Source organism: Silvimonas sp. JCM 19000 (genome assembly GCF_054652575.1).
Window position 1 is genome coordinate 359,332 of sequence record NZ_BAAIHC010000001.1, and the last position, 16,470, is coordinate 375,801.

General features: G+C 61.6%; 16 protein-coding genes. 10 read left to right on the forward strand and 6 right to left on the reverse strand.

Annotation, left to right across the window (positions count from 1 at the left end):
• Positions 1-65 precede the first annotated feature (65 nt).
• The 3 genes from eno to ACYQ1A_RS01605 all read left to right on the forward strand — a co-directional run bounded on the left by eno (position 66) and on the right by ACYQ1A_RS01605 (position 3,419).
• Positions 66-1,361, forward strand: coding sequence for a phosphopyruvate hydratase (gene eno / locus ACYQ1A_RS01595; protein ID WP_053939030.1), 1,296 nt, complete (start codon positions 66-68; stop codon positions 1,359-1,361).
• 114 nt (positions 1,362-1,475) lie between these two features.
• Complete coding sequence (ftsB, locus tag ACYQ1A_RS01600; RefSeq protein WP_062222314.1) at positions 1,476-1,847, forward strand: cell division protein FtsB; 372 nt, start codon at positions 1,476-1,478, stop codon at positions 1,845-1,847.
• A 111-nt stretch (positions 1,848-1,958) separates the two neighbouring features.
• Positions 1,959-3,419, forward strand: coding sequence for an aminotransferase-like domain-containing protein (locus ACYQ1A_RS01605; protein ID WP_499359630.1), 1,461 nt, complete (start codon positions 1,959-1,961; stop codon positions 3,417-3,419).
• A 21-nt stretch (positions 3,420-3,440) separates the two neighbouring features.
• Here ACYQ1A_RS01605 and ACYQ1A_RS01610 read toward each other — a convergent pair whose 3' ends face one another.
• The 6 genes from ACYQ1A_RS01610 to prfB all read right to left on the reverse strand — a co-directional run bounded on the left by ACYQ1A_RS01610 (position 3,441) and on the right by prfB (position 10,260).
• Positions 3,441-3,698 carry a hypothetical protein gene (locus ACYQ1A_RS01610; RefSeq protein ID WP_062222320.1) on the reverse strand — a complete coding sequence of 86 codons (258 nt, stop codon included), beginning with the start codon at positions 3,696-3,698 and terminating at the stop codon, positions 3,441-3,443.
• A gap of 132 nt (positions 3,699-3,830) precedes the next feature.
• Positions 3,831-4,100, reverse strand: a complete 270-nt coding sequence (locus ACYQ1A_RS01615) for a DUF2917 domain-containing protein (RefSeq protein WP_062222322.1) — start codon at positions 4,098-4,100, stop codon at positions 3,831-3,833.
• A gap of 181 nt (positions 4,101-4,281) precedes the next feature.
• A complete protein-coding gene (gene mnmC, locus ACYQ1A_RS01620; RefSeq protein WP_499359634.1) occupies positions 4,282-6,162 on the reverse strand; it encodes a bifunctional tRNA (5-methylaminomethyl-2-thiouridine)(34)-methyltransferase MnmC2/FAD-dependent 5-carboxymethylaminomethyl-2-thiouridine(34) oxidoreductase MnmC1 in 1,881 nt (626 codons plus the stop codon).
• A gap of 21 nt (positions 6,163-6,183) precedes the next feature.
• Entirely contained in the window at positions 6,184-7,407 is a 1,224-nt protein-coding gene (locus ACYQ1A_RS01625) for an MFS transporter (protein ID WP_499359637.1), read from the reverse strand.
• Positions 7,408-7,557: 150 nt separating this feature from the next.
• A complete protein-coding gene (gene lysS, locus ACYQ1A_RS01630) occupies positions 7,558-9,075 on the reverse strand; it encodes a lysine--tRNA ligase (protein ID WP_499359639.1) in 1,518 nt (505 codons plus the stop codon).
• A gap of 81 nt (positions 9,076-9,156) precedes the next feature.
• Complete coding sequence (prfB, locus tag ACYQ1A_RS01635) at positions 9,157-10,260, reverse strand: peptide chain release factor 2 (protein WP_499359641.1); 1,104 nt, start codon at positions 10,258-10,260, stop codon at positions 9,157-9,159.
• 367 nt (positions 10,261-10,627) lie between these two features.
• Here prfB and ACYQ1A_RS01640 point away from each other — a divergent pair, with 367 nt between their 5' ends.
• From ACYQ1A_RS01640 to ACYQ1A_RS01670, 7 genes are all read left to right on the forward strand, one after another.
• Positions 10,628-12,112 carry a DUF4331 domain-containing protein gene (locus ACYQ1A_RS01640; RefSeq protein ID WP_499359643.1) on the forward strand — a complete coding sequence of 495 codons (1,485 nt, stop codon included), beginning with the start codon at positions 10,628-10,630 and terminating at the stop codon, positions 12,110-12,112.
• 13 nt (positions 12,113-12,125) lie between these two features.
• Entirely contained in the window at positions 12,126-12,392 is a 267-nt protein-coding gene (locus ACYQ1A_RS01645) for a hypothetical protein (protein WP_053939039.1), read from the forward strand.
• A gap of 63 nt (positions 12,393-12,455) precedes the next feature.
• Positions 12,456-12,962: a hypothetical protein gene (locus ACYQ1A_RS01650; RefSeq protein WP_499359648.1), complete on the forward strand. Its 507-nt coding sequence runs from the start codon at positions 12,456-12,458 to the stop codon at positions 12,960-12,962.
• Positions 12,963-12,979: 17 nt separating this feature from the next.
• Positions 12,980-13,573 (forward strand): HupE/UreJ family protein, encoded by a 594-nt coding sequence (locus ACYQ1A_RS01655; protein ID WP_499359650.1) that lies wholly within the window; start codon positions 12,980-12,982, stop codon positions 13,571-13,573.
• 2 nt (positions 13,574-13,575) lie between these two features.
• Positions 13,576-14,166: a HupE/UreJ family protein gene (locus tag ACYQ1A_RS01660; RefSeq protein ID WP_499359651.1), complete on the forward strand. Its 591-nt coding sequence runs from the start codon at positions 13,576-13,578 to the stop codon at positions 14,164-14,166.
• Entirely contained in the window at positions 14,163-15,320 is a 1,158-nt protein-coding gene (locus ACYQ1A_RS01665; protein WP_499359654.1) for a hypothetical protein, read from the forward strand. The genes ACYQ1A_RS01660 and ACYQ1A_RS01665 overlap by 4 nt, the downstream gene beginning before the upstream one ends.
• Positions 15,317-16,432, forward strand: a complete 1,116-nt coding sequence (locus ACYQ1A_RS01670) for a HupE/UreJ family protein (RefSeq protein ID WP_499359657.1) — start codon at positions 15,317-15,319, stop codon at positions 16,430-16,432. Before ACYQ1A_RS01665 ends, ACYQ1A_RS01670 begins: the two co-directional genes overlap by 4 nt.
• Positions 16,433-16,470: the final 38 nt, after the last annotated feature.

Genomic DNA, 16,470 nt, shown 5'->3' on the forward strand with positions numbered 1-16,470 from the left:
TCGGCTATCCTGGGATAGCCGTTTTGCTGTTTTGAACACCAACCACATCTACAGAGGTAACGCCAATGAGCGCAATCGTTGAAGTCATCGCGCGCGAGATTCTGGATTCTCGCGGCAATCCCACCGTTGAAGCCGATGTCCTGCTGGAGTCGGGCGTTATGGGCCGCGCCGCAGTGCCGTCCGGTGCTTCTACCGGTGAACGTGAAGCGCTCGAACTGCGTGATGGCGACAAGAGCCGTTACCTGGGCAAGGGCGTGCTGAAGGCGGTTGAAAACATCAACACCGAAATCTGTGAAGCCATCATCGGCCTCGACGCCGCTGAACAAGCCTTCATCGACAAGACCATGCTGGATCTGGATGGCACCGAAGACAAATCCAAGCTGGGCGCCAACGCAATCCTGGCCGTGTCGATGGCCGTAGCCAAAGCGGCTGCAGACGAAGCCGGTCTGCCGCTGTATCGCTACGTGGGTGGCTCCGGCCCCATGGCGCTGCCGGTGCCGATGATGAACGTGGTAAACGGCGGCGAACACGCCAGCAACAGCCTGGACTTCCAGGAACTGATGATTGTGCCGGTGGGCGCGCCGACTTTCCGTGAAGCGCTGCGTTACGGCGCGGAAATCTTCCATAACCTGAAGAAGATTCTGCACGACAAGCATCTGCCGACCCAGGTGGGTGACGAAGGTGGTTTCGCCCCGGACGTGGCCAATGCTGAAGAAGCACTGGACCTGATCCTGCAAGCCATCGAAAAAGCCGGTTACAAGGCTGGCGAACAAATCGCCATCGCCCTCGATTGCGCCGCCAGCGAGTTCTACGACAAAGCCACCGGCAAGTACGTGTTCAAGAAGAGCGACAAGCGCGAGCTGTCTTCCGAACAAATGGTGGATTACCTCGAAAGTCTGGTAAACAAGTACCCGATCATCTCGATCGAAGACGGCATGGGCGAGCGTGACTGGGACGGCTGGAAAGTGCTGACCGACCGCCTGGGCAAGCGCGTACAACTGGTGGGCGACGATCTGTTCGTTACCAACACCAAAATCCTGGCCGAAGGCATCAAGAAGGGCATCTGCAACTCGATCCTGATCAAGGTTAACCAGATCGGTTCGCTGTCGGAAACCCTGGCCGCTGTGGATCTGGCCAAGCGCAATGGCTACACCTCGGTGATGAGCCATCGTTCGGGCGAAACCGAAGACAGCACCATCGCTGATCTGGCCGTTGCCACCAACTGCATGCAGATCAAGACCGGTTCGCTGAGCCGTTCGGACCGTATGGCCAAGTACAACCAACTGCTGCGCATCGAAGAAGAACTCGGTGATGCTGCGTACTACCCGGGCCACGACGCGTTCTACCAGCTGAAGAAATAAGCTGCGCCACAGCCCAGGCGTGCGCGTTAGGATTTGGCGTACGCCTGTAGTAACATCGAAAACCGGTGCGCAATGCGCCGGTTTTCTTTTACAAGAACAACACTGACTCTTTCAATGCGCACTCTGGCGATCGCCCTGGCTGTACTGATACTTGCCCTGCAATGGCCGCTCTGGATCGGTAAAGGCAGCTGGCTGCGCGTCTGGGATCTGGACCGGCAACTGGCCGAACAGAAACTGCGCAACGACAAGCTCAAAGAGCGCAACACCGCGCTCGAGGCCGACGTGGTCGACCTCAAGACCGGCACTGATGCGATTGAAGAACGGGCCCGCAACGAGCTCGGCATGGTGCGTCAGGACGAGGTGTTCTTTCAGATTCTGGATAACCGCAAATCCGCATCCGTCGCCGCTGCGGGCGGTGCTGTGGGTGTGGGCATAGCCAGTGACGTTGCCAGCGTGCCCGCTAGCGGCGCAGCCGCCGCACCCTGAAGGGGCGCAACTGTAATGGTTGCCGTTCGACGTTTTGTCGAGAAGATGCAACTGTTCTGTTTTGCAAATTTTGCGATATAGTGGGGCTCGTCCGTCCCCAGGATCGCCCCCATGAACGACCTCGCCTTTGCCAACGGCCGCCGCAAGGCCGATACCCTCTATCACCAGTTGGCTGAAGAAATGGCGCAAGCCATTGCCGCTGGCTTGCTCAAGCCGGGCGAAAAACTCCCCTCTGTGCGCAAGATGTCGTCGCAACGCCAGCTCAGCCTGTCCACGGTAATGGAAGCCTACCGCGAGCTGGAAGACCGTGGCCTGATCGAGGCCCGCCCGCAAAGCGGCTTCTATGTGCGTCCGGCGCAATCGATGCAGATTCCGGTGCTGACACAGCCGCCACAAACCCCTTCCAAAGTAATTACCCAGGCCGAATTCTGGCCCTACCACGTCGGGGGCGCCTCGGCGCGGGTGGATTTCAGTTTTGCCGTGCTCGCGCCGGAGCACTATCCGACGCAACCTTTGCAGCGTTTGTTGTCGCAGGTGTCGCGGCATGCGCCGGAAATCCTCGCCGACTATGGTCGTCCGCAAGGTGATCCAGAATTGCGGCGGCATATTGCGCGGCGCTCGCTGGCCTGGGGTGGCCAGTTTGAGGCGGATGACGTGATCATCACCCAGGGCTGCCTGGAAGCGCTCAATTTGTGTTTGCGCGCGGTGACGCGGCCCGGCGATGTGGTCGCCATCGAGTCGCCGGCGTATTTCGGGCTGCTACAAATTCTTGAAAGCTTCAATCTGAAGGCGCTGGAAATCCCGACCCATCCGCAAACCGGTATTTCGGTCGAGGCCCTGGAACTGGCCACGCGCAACGGGCAAGTGCAAGCCTGTTTGCTGCTGCCTAATTTCTCCAATCCCTTGGGATGTTTGATGCCGGACGACGCCAAGCGCCGCCTGGTTGAATTGCTGGACAGCCGCAATATTCCGCTGATTGAAGACGATCTGTACGGCGAGTTTTTTCACCATGGTGAGCGTCCGCGACCGGCCAAAGCGTTTGATCGCAGCGGCAATGTGATGTTGTGTTCGTCCTTTACCAAAACATTGGCGCCGGGCTTTCGCGTGGGCTGGGTGGTGGCGGGGCGTTGGCAGCGCGAGCTGGAAAAGCTCAAGTTCATCAATACTTTTTCCACCCCGGCGGTATTGCAGCAAACCATCGCCCGCTTTCTTGAGAACGGCGGCTACGATCATCATTTGCGCAAACTGCGTCGCGCGGTGTGCGAGCAAGTTGAGCACGGCACCGCCGCGGTCCGCCGCTATTTTCCGGCCAACACGCGCGTAACCGTGCCCGAGGGCGGCTTTGTGCTGTGGATCGAATTGCCGGAAGGCATCGACACCATGCAGTTGTTGCAGCGGTGTTTGCAGGAGGGCATTGCGTTTTCGCCAGGCGAGCTGTTCTCGCCCAGCCGCAGTTATCGCAACTGCCTGCGCATCTGTTGCGTGCAGACCTGGACCACACGCCACGAAAAAGCCGTGCAGCGCATAGGCGAACTCGCCGCCGATATGCTGCTTACACCGCTCGCGGTCTGAACCGTCGCGCCAGCGTGGCGATTAATTGCCCACGCTGGCGGTGACGGTGTTGTCCGGATTGGGCGGTTCAAGGTTATCGGCCTTGTCGCCCAATACGTTCTGACAACTCTCGGGCACGGCTTTCTGAATTTCGACGCAGTATTGCGAATAGCTCATCAGACAGGGCGGAATCTCTTTGTCCTGATCCACCCAGATGACGTCATAGCGCTGACCACACACGCTATTGAGGATGTCCTCCAGCGTGGCGACATCGCCGACCAGATCGGCATACGCGGGCATGGCGAGCCCCGCACAAAGCATCCCTGCAATACAGAAACGGCGTAGCATGCGGGCCTCCCAGGCGTCGCCTGGATGCGACGCATGAGAAATGTGACCGTTATGACAATGTCAAGTTTCGGGCTGCTGGCCGTGCTACTGGCTCACCAGCAGCCGAGGCGACGAATGGAAAGGCCATGTCCAGCGTCGCGCTGCGGGCAGGGTGGTGATGCTGTAGCGACTGCCCGCTTCGCCTTCCAGCAAAACCAGCCCGTCGCACCCGACCTCACAGCGCTCGCCAGCCGCCAGGGTAATATCGCGCCCGGGAATGCTGAGCCAGACTCGGCCGCTTTCGCACACAATACGCGCGCGGCCTTGATGCTGGATGGCGACCAGTCCGGTACGGTCTATCAATTGCGTATGCATGGCAAGCTCCTGCGCAGTGCTGTGGAATCAGGCACTTAGCGTACGAGCTGGGCGCCGCGCCCGGTAGCGACATTACTGTACTGGTCCAGGGCGTGCAGAACGCGATTTCGGGCTAACTGTACTGCTGCCCAGCCCATGCAACTGTCATAGGGTGGGACTCGGCGTCCCGTCCAGTTCCGGCCTAAGACGCTTTGCGCAGCGTGCGCAGCATAAAACGGGCGGGGTCGATGGCTTCGGCCAGCGCCGTTTCCACAGGCAGCGGTTCAGCATTCAGCTGGCTGGCCAGCAACTCCGCGCACAGTTGCGAGAACGTCAGCCCGCGTGATCCCAGCCCCAGCAAGCCATAAACCCCCGGCCAGCGCTGCACCTGCGCCAACTGATGCGCCTTGGTCTGCTGCGCCAACGGCAAGGGCAGCGCGCCCACCAGCGGCATGCGATCGGGCGAAGTGGGGCGCGGACACAAGCGTGTGCTGCCCAACGCGGCAACGTCCGGGGCTGCGGCGTCCGGAAACAGATCCTGCAGCGATTGCAGATTGCCGCGCGCTGCCTCGGCGACGTCATGCGCGCCCGCTGCGCCCATGCAATGCCAGCCATCCAGCGCTGGCGTAATGTAACCCGCCCCGGACAAGCCGATTTGTGCCAGCGGCAACGCGCCTGCGCGCAGCAAGGTGGTGCTGCGCGCGGAAGACGACAGCGGCAGTTCGGCGGCCTGGGCGAATCCGGTGGCGGCGGTGGCTTGGGCCAGTATGATCACGGCCGCCGTGGCGACGACCTGGCCGTCGGCGGCCAGCGCTTGCCACAGCTCGCCATCGCGCTGCAGCCGCACCACGGTAATGCCGGTCATCAAGCGCACGCGGTCGCCGTGGCGTTGCAGATTGGCGCGACACACGCTGGCCGGATTGGCCCAGACGCCGCGCTCATACCAAAGGCCGCTGCGCGGCACGCGCTGGCCCGCCATGGCGCTGGCCGTATCGATATCCACATAACGCATCAATGCTGCGGGCCAGCCGTCTGCGCCGATTTCCGCTTGCGTAGCCGCTTGCTCATCGGTGCGGGCAATCTGCAACACGCCTTGCATGCCCCAGCGCACGGCGTCGCCGCTGCTTTGTAGATGCCGCAGCGTGTATTCGCTACCGGTGCGGGTCAGACGCGCCAGCAAATTGTCATCGCGAGAAAAATGCGCATGCATCAGTCCAACATGATTGCCCGAGGCGTGCTGTGCCGGATCGCTCTCCGCTTCGATGACCGTGACCTGCCAGCCGCGCACGGCCAGGCGCTCGGCCGCCGCACAGCCAGCCAGCCCGGCGCCGATCACGAGGGCGCTATGCGCCGGATGCGAAACCGCACTGCGACGCGGACTGCGCGCCATACTGCCTTCCAGCCGTTGCCGCTTGCGTCCAAAGCCTTCGACCTTGCGCGGCATAAAACCCGCGTCTTTCAGGCCGTTGCGCACCGCGCCCGCTACGGTATAAGTCGCCAGCGTGGTGTCGGCTTTGCCGAGTAACCACAGTGCGCGAAATACGGCGGGCGACCATAAGTCTTCATTTTTGCCGGGGGAGAATCCGTCCAGATAAATCGCATCGGCCTGCATATCCAGCTGGCGCAGCAGTGTTTCCGCCTCGCCAAACAGCAGCGTCAGGGTAACGCGGCCCGCGTCCAGATGCAGGCGATGGAATCCAGGTGTGAGTAGCGGCCATTGCGTCAGCAACTCGGCGGACAGCTCAGCCAGTGCCGGATACTGCGCATGCAGCAGGCGCAGGTCTTCGGCGCTGAAGGGGTGTTTTTCTACCGAAACAAAATGCAGGCGCTCTGCCCGTTGCGGGTCAGCGCGCCAGGTCTGCCACGTGGCCAGAAAGTTAAGCCCTTGGCCAAAGCCCGTCTCGACGATGCAGAACTGGGTGCGGCCTTGCCAGCGCTGGGGCAGGCCGTTGCCGGCGATAAACACCGCCTGCGCCTGTTCGAGGCCGCCATCGGCCGAATGATAGACATCGTCAAAATCAGCCGACCACGGCACGCCCTCGGCGTTGAATTGCAGGCGGGCAGGGACAAGGCGTTCGGGCATGGCAGTGGCGTCGGGCGGGTTTCAGGCAGCCGGCAGTTTACGCTGGGATGGCAGCCAGTTCATAAACCACAACAGCGTGAAAATGAAAGAAATGCCCAAAGGGATAAACGCCGTGGCAAACCATGCGGTGCCTGCGGCAACATAAATCGCTTTGAATACTTCGACGCCGACGGCGTAGATGCCCATCATCACCACGCCCAGCACGGCGGAAACCGTGCCCTTGCCGACATCACTGGAAAACAGGGTCAAGCGGTACAGGCCCGCGTTGGCCAAGCCAAGCCCGAACGAATACAAGCCCAGCCCGATGGCCATGCCGCGAAAGCCGTATACCCATGTCAGTAGCGCCGCCAGAAACACGCCCACGCCCAGCACCGCGCCACCGCCCGCGATCACCCGATGGATCGGAAAGCGCTCGGCGATGGTGGCCAGCACGATATTGCCCGCGATCAGGCAGCCGAACACCGGCAACTGCCACAGGCCATAAGTCAGGCTGGGCAGGCCCGCGCCTTCCATGATGATGACCGGGGATTGGCCTATCCATGCCAGCAAGGGCAGGCTGGCCAGTGAAATCGCCATTACGCCAGCCATAAAACGCTTGTTGCCTAATACCGCCAGATAATCGTGGCCGACGGCCTTGAACGAGAACGCGGCTTTGGCCTTGGGTGCCGTCTCCGGCATGGTAAAGAACAGCCCGACGCCAGCGACGGCAGCCAACCCGGCGATGGCGACAAACACCATGCGCCACGGCGCCACCGCCATGACCGCCGCCCCGGTCAGTGGGCCAATCAAGGGGGCCAGCAATGCCACATTGGCCATCATCGCCATCACCTTGATGGCGGTGGTTTCTTCAAACGCTTCCTGAATCGCCGCATAACCGACCGCGACGATAAAGCACATGCCCATGCCTTGCAGCACGCGCAACACCAGGAAGAATTCAATGCTTTGCGCCACCAGCGCGCCGCAGCACATCAGCACAAACCAGACTACCCCGGTCAGCATCACCGGGCGCCGGCCGATGCGGTCCGACAAGGGCCCGAGCAGCCATTGCAGTGACGCGCCACCCAGCAAATACGTGGTCATCGAGGTGGGCACCCACGCGCTGCTGGCGTGGAATTCCTGCGTCACGTGCAGCATGCCCGGCAGGATCATGTCGTTGGCGATGTAGCAGGAGAATTCGTACAGCACCATGCACAGCGGAAACAACAGCGCGCGCCAATGCAGTTTGTTGATGGGGATATGACGCATGAGACTCCAGCAGATAAACCGCGCCAGTGGGGACGGCCCAGTAATGACAAAACCCGCCATGCAGCAGCGGCGGGTTATTTTGATGACGACAGGCTGCCACCTTGCGATGGCAGCCTTGTTACAGCGTTATAGCTCGACGGATCGGTTTGATCAGTCCTCGCGGCGCATCTGCGGGAACAGGATGACGTCACGGATCGACGCAGAGTCGGTCAACAGCATCACCAGACGGTCGATACCAATGCCGCAGCCGCCGGTCGGGGGCAAGCCATATTCCAGTGCGCGGATGTAATCGGCGTCAAAGTGCATCGCCTCATCATCGCCCTTGTCCTTCAGATCAACCTGCGCCTGGAAGCGGGCGGCCTGGTCTTCGGGATCGTTCAACTCCGAATAACCGTTGGCGTGTTCGCGGCCGACCATAAACAGCTCAAAGCGCTCGGTCAGATCCGGATTGTTGTCGTTGGCACGCGCCAGCGGCGACACTTCGGCCGGGTAATCGATGATAAAGGTCGGTTCCCACAGCTTTTCTTCGGTGGTTTCTTCAAACAGGCTCAGTTGCAAACCGCCCACGCCATCAGTCAACACCGGCTTGCCGCCCAGACGCGCGATTTCGGCTTTCAGAAAGTCGCGATCGTTCAGCTGTTCGGTGGTGTATTGCGGGTTGTAATGGTGGATGGCCTCAACCGTAGTAAAGCGTGCAAACGGCTTGGACAGATCAACTTCGCGACCTTGATATTCGATGACGGTCTTGCCCAGTACTTCTTGCGCGGCGTAACGGATGACGCCCTCGGTCATCTCGATCATGCGATGGTAATCGGCATACGCCTCATAGAATTCCATCATGGTGAATTCGGGATTGTGCCGCGTGCTCATGCCTTCGTTGCGGAAGTTGCGGTTGATCTCGAACACGCGCTCCATGCCGCCCACCACCAGCCGCTTCAGGTACAACTCCGGCGCAATCCGCAGATACAACGGCATATCCAGCGCGTTGTGGTGCGTGGTAAACGGCTTGGCCGTGGCGCCGCCCGGAATCGGGTGCATCATCGGCGTTTCCACTTCCAGGTACTGCTCGTTCACCATGTATTCGCGAATCTTTTGCACGATGCGCGAACGGTTAACGAAGGTAGTGCGCGCTACGTCGTTGGTGATCAGATCAACATAACGCTGGCGATATTTCTGCTCCTGATCCGCTAGGCCGTGGTGCTTGTCCGGCAGCGGGCGCAGCGCCTTGGTCAGCAAGCGCAGTTCGGCGACGTGGATCGACAATTCGCCGGTGTTGGTTTTCATCAGCGTGCCACGCGCGCCGACGATATCGCCCAGATCCCACGTCTTGAAGCCGGCGTAAACGTCTTCGCCCACGCTGTCACGCGAAACATACAGCTGGATCTGGCCCGACACATCTTGCAGCGTGGCAAAGCTGGCTTTGCCCATCACGCGTTTCAGCATCATGCGACCGGCAACGCTGACGGCCACGGCTTGCGCTTCCAGCGGTTCTTTTTCCACGGCATCGTACTGCGCGTGCAGCGGGCCGCTGGTGTGCTCGCGGCGATAGTCGTTGGGAAAAGCCACGCCTTTTTCGCGGATGGCGGCCAGTTTGGCGCGGCGTTCGGCGATCAGTTTGTTGTCGTCTTGCGCGGGTGCGGCGGTCACAGGCTGTTGCTGGTCGGACATTTCTATCATCCCTGGGGCCACGCGAGGCGTGGCGTCATGTTGGTCTTGGTCTTGCTTTGATCTTGGCTGGAGGCGGGCGCGTTAAACGCCTTGTTTCAGGCTGGCTTCGATAAAGGCATCGATGTCGCCATCCATTACACCCTTCAGGTTGCCCACTTCATAACCGGTGCGCAGATCCTTGATGCGGCTCTGGTCAAACACATACGAACGAATCTGATGGCCCCAACCGATGTCGGACTTGCCGGCTTCGAGTTGTTGCTGCGCTTCCATGCGTTTGCGCAATTCAAGTTCATACAGTTTGGCGCGCAGCATGGCCCATGCTTCGTCGCGGTTACGGTGTTGCGAGCGGTCGTTCTGGCACTGCACCACGATATTGGTGGGAATGTGTGTCAAACGGACGGCGGAATCGGTCTTGTTAATGTGCTGACCACCCGCGCCCGAGGCACGGTAGGTATCGGTGCGCACATCGGCCGGATTGATTTCAATCTCAAAGCTGTCGTCGACTTCCGGGTACACAAACACCGAAGAGAACGAGGTGTGGCGGCGGGCGTTGCTGTCAAACGGCGATACACGCACCAGGCGGTGTACGCCGGTTTCGGTACGCAAAAAACCGTAGGCGTAGTCGCCGGTAAACTTGACCGTGGCGCTGCTGATGCCAGCCACGTCGCCTTCCGACACTTCCATCACTTCGACGGTAAAACCTTTGCGCTCGCCGTAGCGCACATACATACGCAGCAGCATCGAGGCCCAATCCTGGGCTTCGGTACCACCGGCACCGGCCTGGATATCAACAAAGCAGGCGTTCGGGTCCATCGGATTGTTGAACATCCGCCGGAACTCAAGCTGGGCAATCTGCGCTTCAAGGCTGGCGTAGTCGCCGGCCACGGCATCCACCGTGGTCCAGTCTTCTTCTTCGCGCGCCATCTCGAACAGGTCGAGCGCGTCTTTAACGCCGCTGGTTACCTGGTCGAGCACCAGCACCACGCCTTCGAGGGCTTTGCGTTCGCGGCCGATTTCCTGGGCTTTTTTCTGGTCGTTCCAGATGTCCGGGTCTTCGGACAGGCGCACGACTTCCTCCAGCCGGTCTTGCTTGGCGGGATAGTCGAGATAGCGTTTGAGTTCTTCGGCGCGGGAACCCAGCTCTTTGAGCTGGTTTTCGATCTGGTTAAGCTGTTCGGCTTCCATGCTTGATCATCTGGATGCGGAAAACCCGACATTCTAGCAGAGCCCGCCGCAGTGCGGGCGGCCGTGTTTACGGCGCGGGTCAAGGCGGCTTTTGCCATTTTTGTGTGCCGGTCAAGCGGGGCTGGTGCCGCTCGGATCTGCTTCGTGTCAGCGTGTAGGGACGCGTTCTGCAGATATAAATGCGCATTAAAACAAGGCGTTAATCATCTATTTGCGGCCATGGTTACGCCCGCCGCATCCGTTCACGTATCTCACTCGTAAATATTCACGGTGGCGCAATAACGCAGTCCTTACAACAAGTGCGAGCCACCGTCCCGGCCTGATGCCGGGGCATCCACCCAATCGATGCTGAGAACTGGAGAGTACGATGAGCTACGTTGCACGGGCGGGCATGCCCATAGCCGCCGCCTTGTTGATGATCGCCGCCGGAGCGCAAGCCTCCAGCCACCGCGAATCACCGTTTCTAACGCAAAACCCTAAAGTCGATGCCAGTGATTTTTATATGTTCCGTAGCTACGAAACCGGCCGTTCCGCTTTCGTTACCCTGATCGCCAACTACCAGCCGCTGCAGGACGGCCCGGGTGGCCCGAATTTCTATCTGATGGACCCCAATGCGCTGTATGAAATCCACGTCGACAACGTCGGCGATGCGCATGAGCATCTGACCTTCCAGTTCCGCTTCAGCAATAACCTGCAGGATTTGACGGTGCCGGTGGGGGGCAAGAATGTGTCGGTGCCGCTGACCAATACCGGCGCCATCAACGCGCCCAAAGCGGCCACGCTGAATGTGCAGGAGAGCTTTACGCTGACGCTGGTGACGGGCGATCGCCGCAGCGGCACTGCCGCCGCCATCACCAATGCGGCCGACGGCAGCAGTACCTTCACCAAGCCCGTCGACAATATCGGCAACAAATCGCTGGCCAATTATGCGACGTACGCGGCGCAGCACGTTTACAGCATCAACATCCCCGGCTGCGGCACGCCGGGCAAGGTCTTTGTCGGCCAGCGTAAAGATCCGTTTGTGGTGAACCTGGGCGGCACGTTTGACCTGGTTAATATCGCCGCACCGGCCACGGCCTTTGATCCCCAAGCTGAAAACAAAGGCCTTGATTCCCTTGCACAAAAGAACGTCACCGCGCTCGAGCTCGAAGTTCCGGCTGCATGCCTGGTCGGGAGTGGCGGCCCGGTTATCGGCGCATGGACCACGGCCAGTTTGCGTCAGGCGCGCTTGCTCAACCCGGCCCCGGGCAGCAATCTGGGCCTGGCCAGCAAGGAAGGCGGGGCCTGGTCGCAGGTATCGCGTCTGGGCATGCCGCTGGTCAACGAACTGGTCATTGGTCTTAAAGACAAGGACAAGTTCAACACCAGCAAGCCGTCGGATGACGCACAGTTCCTGACCTACGTCACCAATCCGACCCTGCCTGCCTTGTTGCAGATCCTGTTCGGGCAATACGCGCTGGCACCAACCAATATCCCGCGTAACGATCTGGTGGCAGCGTTCCTGACCGGCGTAAGTGGCGTTAACCAACTGGCAACCGTCACGCCGTCCGAAATGCTGCGCCTGAATACCAGCGTGGCGGTTACGGCACCGGCCAGTCAAAGCCGTCTCGGCGTGATTGCGGGGGATAACGCCGGTTTCCCCAATGGTCGGCGGCCGGGCGATGACGTGGTGGATATCGCACTGCGGGTGGTGGAAGGGCGCTTGTGCACGCTGAATATCGGCTGCGCTCCGGCCGATGCGCCGGCGGGTGCGACCGACTTTACCGATGGCGCTTACCTTGACGCCACTTTCTTTGATAACGCCTTCCCGTACCTGAAGACCCCGGTGCCGGGCGCTAACGTTGCGCAATAAGCGGAGGCTGATCATGGATAAACGTATCGGGCTAGTCGCACTGGCGACCACCGTCTTGCTGGCACTGGCCGCGTGCGGCAGCGGCAATGACGGCGGCCCAGTGACGGGCACGCCAACCCCAACGCCGACGGCAACACCCACGCCGGCCCCCGTCGCGGACGCCTTTACCCAGCAAGTGCAGCAAGTGCTGGCGACGACGTCGGAGACCACCACGCCGGTGCCGATCGATGGCATCACGGCAACGTCCAGCGAAACCACCTCGCCGGTGGCCGTGCAATAGCAGCAACCGCCCCGGGCGCGACCGCACTACGCCGCGCCTGGGGCACTTTTGGGGAAACCGAGCATGTCGATCTTGTTGAAAGCCACGCCCGTGCTGGCCTTTGCCGCAGCGCTGGGCGCCAGCCTGGCCCACGCCGCACCCGCCGCCAGGGCAGGTGACACCGAATATGCGCAGAACATGGGCCGCGTTTACCAAGGCATCCGCGAAGCGCAAGCCGAGCGCGATGTCTGCAGCGCGTTGTACCCAGCCACCGCCAGCGCCAATAACAAGGCGTGGTCGCAATGGCAAAGCAACAACAAAGCATTGGTGGATGAATACACGCGCCGCTACGACGCGTATCTGCATCAACTGGCGGGCCCGAAGAAAGAAAAATATCGCCAGTACAGAGTGATTCAGGACGGCAAATACGCCGAGGCCGCCACCGCGCGCAAAGCCGCGCTGCAGCGCGCGGGCGAGCAAGGGAAAGCCAGCTGCGTCAACTATCCCACCGCGCTCAACAGCACGCTGGACCCGGCGCGCCGTTTCAGCCGCGAAATTGCCGCCAGCCGCCGCAGCGCGCCCAAAGCCTGAGTCCGGAGACATCCCCCATGCGCACCGTTCAAAAGTGGCTACTGGCCACGTTGCTGTTAATGCCCACGCTGGCGATGGCCCATGTGGGCCAGGGCGATATGTCGGGCGGACTCAAAGCCGGCTTTCTGCACCCCATTTCCGGGCTCGACCATGTGCTGGCGATGGTGGCGGTCGGTTTATGGGGCGCGCAACTGGGGCGTCCGGCCATCTGGGTGCTGCCGGTGACTTTTCCGCTGGTGATGTGTATCGGTGGCGTGATCGGCGTACTGGGCATTTATTTGCCGGGCATTGAGATCGGCATCGCGCTGTCAGCCCTGATTCTGGGCGCGATGATCGTGCTGGCCGCGCGGCCGCCGCTGCCGGTGGCGGGGGGCATCGTGGCGCTGTTTGCCATCTGCCATGGCTACGCGCATGGCGCGGAACTGCCGCAATCGGCCAACCCATTAACCTTTGCCATCGGCTTTGTCTGCGCCACCGGCTTGCTGCACGCCTGCGGCATTGCCGTGGGGGCTTTATATCAATGGCAAGGTGGCCGCGCGCTGGTGCGCGCCGGTGGCGGCGGCATTGCTTTGGGTGGTTTGTATTTTCTTGGCCTGGCTTTGCGAGGTTAATCATGCGCCGTCGCTTGTGCTTGCTTCTGCTGTTGGTACCCGCGCTGGCGCAGGCCCATGCGGCCTTCGTCGGTGCCGGTGATTTTTATGCCGGCGCGCTGCATCCGCTTACCTCGCCCGAGCATCTATTGATCCTGCTGGTTTTTGGCGTGCTGCTGGGCCAACAAGCGGGGGCCAGCCTTGGCCTGGCGTGGTTTGCGCTGGCGGCACTGGTCGGTGCATTGCTGGCGGACCGGGTGGCGTTTGATGCGGGCCGTGGCGTGTTATGGCTGGCTGTGCTCGGCGGCGCCGCATTGGCCGCTGCTCGACCGCTGCCGCGCTGGATTTTGTACACCCTGGTGCTCGCAGCGGGTGCGCTGTATGGCCTTGCCAATGGTGGGGCCCGGGAAGGGCAAATGGCGCTATACCCGTTTGTGGCGGGTGTGGTGCTGGTGGCGTTTCTGGTGCTGGCCTATCTGTTACAAGTCGGGCAGGGGCTGTGGAATCTGCCGCTGGGCTGGGTCAGGATCGGGCTGCGCGTGCTGGGTAGCTGGAGCGTCGCCATCTGCCTGATGGTGTTGGCGCTGGCGGCGCGCGGCAAGGTGGCGCTATGACCTCCGGCTCCGATCTGATCCGTTTTTTTGGCCGCAGTGTGTTGATGAGCGCACTCACATGCTGGCCGGTCGCTGCTGCACGCGCCGAGCCGTACACCCCCAGCCGCGCCACGCAGGTGCTCGATCTGGTGCCAGCGCGCAAAAGCAACCCGCTTGATGCGCGCATCGCCCGCCTGCACGGCGCGTATGCCGCGCAGCCCACGCAATTCACGCGCGCCGCTGATCTGGCCCAGGCCCATCTGGAGCGCTTTCGCCGCGACGGCGACCCGCGCGATCTGGGTCAGGCCGATGCCTTGATCGAACCGTGGCTGGTGCAGCCACCGTCGCCGCCGCTGGCCTTGTTGCTGCGCGCCAGCATCCGCCAGAGCAACCACCAGTTTGATCTGGCGTTGGCCGATCTCGACCAGGTGATGCAAAGCAGCCCCGGCAATGCCGAAGCCTTGTTGATGCGCGCCAGCATCCTGCAAGTGCAAGCGCGCTACGCCGAGGCCAGGCAAAGCTGCGGCGGGCTGGTGATGCAGGATGCCGTGATCGCCGGCGTGTGCCTTGCCAATATTCTGGTGGTCAGCGGCCAGCCGCAGCAGGGCGTAGCGCTGTTGCAACGGCTGGCGCCCCAGGCGCCGGATAGCCACGGCGTCAGCGCCTGGGTCTGGGCCAGCCTGGGCGAAGCCGCCAGTTGGCGCGGTGATGCCCACCTGGCCGAGCAAGCTTTGCGCGCCGGGCGGGCGGCCAGTCCGGACGACGCTTATCTCAAAACCGCGTGGGCGGATTTTCTGCTCAGCCGGCAGCGCGGGGCCGAAGTGCAAACGCTGCTGGCCAGCGATACCCGCAATGACAATCTGCTGCTGCGTCTGGCGCTGGCGGAACAACAAACACACGCTGACGCCCTGGCCGGGCATATCACCGACCTGAACGCGCGCTTTGCCGCCGCTGCCGCGCGCGGCGATCGGGTGCATCTGCGCGAGGAAGCCATGTTTCGCCTCTATCTATTAAAGCAACCCGAAGCAGCGCTCAAACTGGCGCAAGCCAACTGGCAAGTGCAAAAAGAAATGGCCGATGCGCGCATCCTGCTGGCGACTGCGCGGGCGGCACGGCAACCCGCGGCGGCTGCGGTGGCGTTGCAATGGCTAAAACAAGCGGGGTTGCCCGCATGATGCGACTTTGTCTGTTATTGCTGGCCTTGTGCTGCAGCGCCTTGGCCAGCGCGCATAAACCGAGCGACAGCTATCTGACGCTGGTGGTGGATGGCACGCAATTGCATGGGCGCTGGGATATTGCGCTGCGCGACCTGGACGTGCCGCTGCTGCTCGACGCCGATGGCGATGGCAAGCTGACCTGGGGTGAGGTGCGGCCACGCGCGGCAGACATCAGCGCTTATGCCTTTAGCCGACTGCGCTTGCAGCACGGTGCATGTCCACTCCGGCCGCAAGGCATGCAGATCGACCATCACAGCGATGGCGCCTATGCCGTGCTGCGCTTCGAAGCCCGTTGCGCCGCCGCGCCGCGACAACTGAGCATTGATTACCAGCTGTTTGCCGATATCGACACCTTGCACAAGGGCCTGGTGCAAGTGCTTGATGAAGGCGCCGTCGCCACCGCGATCCTGGGCGTGGATCATGCCCAGGAAACACTGGATATCCACGGCAAACCCGCCCGGTCGATTGCGGCCGACTTTATCGCGGCGGGCTTCACCCATATCTGGCTGGGATTTGATCACGCCTTGTTCTTGTTGGCGCTGTTGCTGCCTGCGGCGTATCAGGCGCAAGGACGGCGCTGGCGGGCGGTCACGACGTTGCGGCCGGTGGCGCTGGAATTATTGCGCATCGTCACCGCGTTTACCGCCGCCCACGCCATCACCCTTACCCTGGCCAGCCTGCGTTGGGTCAGCCTGCCGTCGGCGCTGGTCGAAACCGGCATCGCCCTGACCATCTTGCTGGCGGCGCTTAACAATCTGTATCCCGTCATACAAAGACGCTTGTGGTTGCTGGCTTTCGGCTTCGGTTTGATCCATGGCTTCGGCTTTGCCGGCGTGCTGGCGGATATGGCGTTGCCGCGCTGGCATCTGGTGGTGGCGCTGGGCGCATTCAATCTGGGGGTGGAAGCCGGGCAGGCGGCGTTGGTGTTGCTGCTGTTGCCAGTGTTGTATTTATATCGGCACGAGCTGTGGTTCAAACGTGTAGTGCTGTACGGCGGCTCATGCGTCGTGGCCATGTTCGCCTGCGGCTGGGCATGGCAACGTGCGGGCCTGATTGCGGCTATAACGTAGTATTTTTCGCAAATAAAAGCCTTCGACTTACCGGGGGC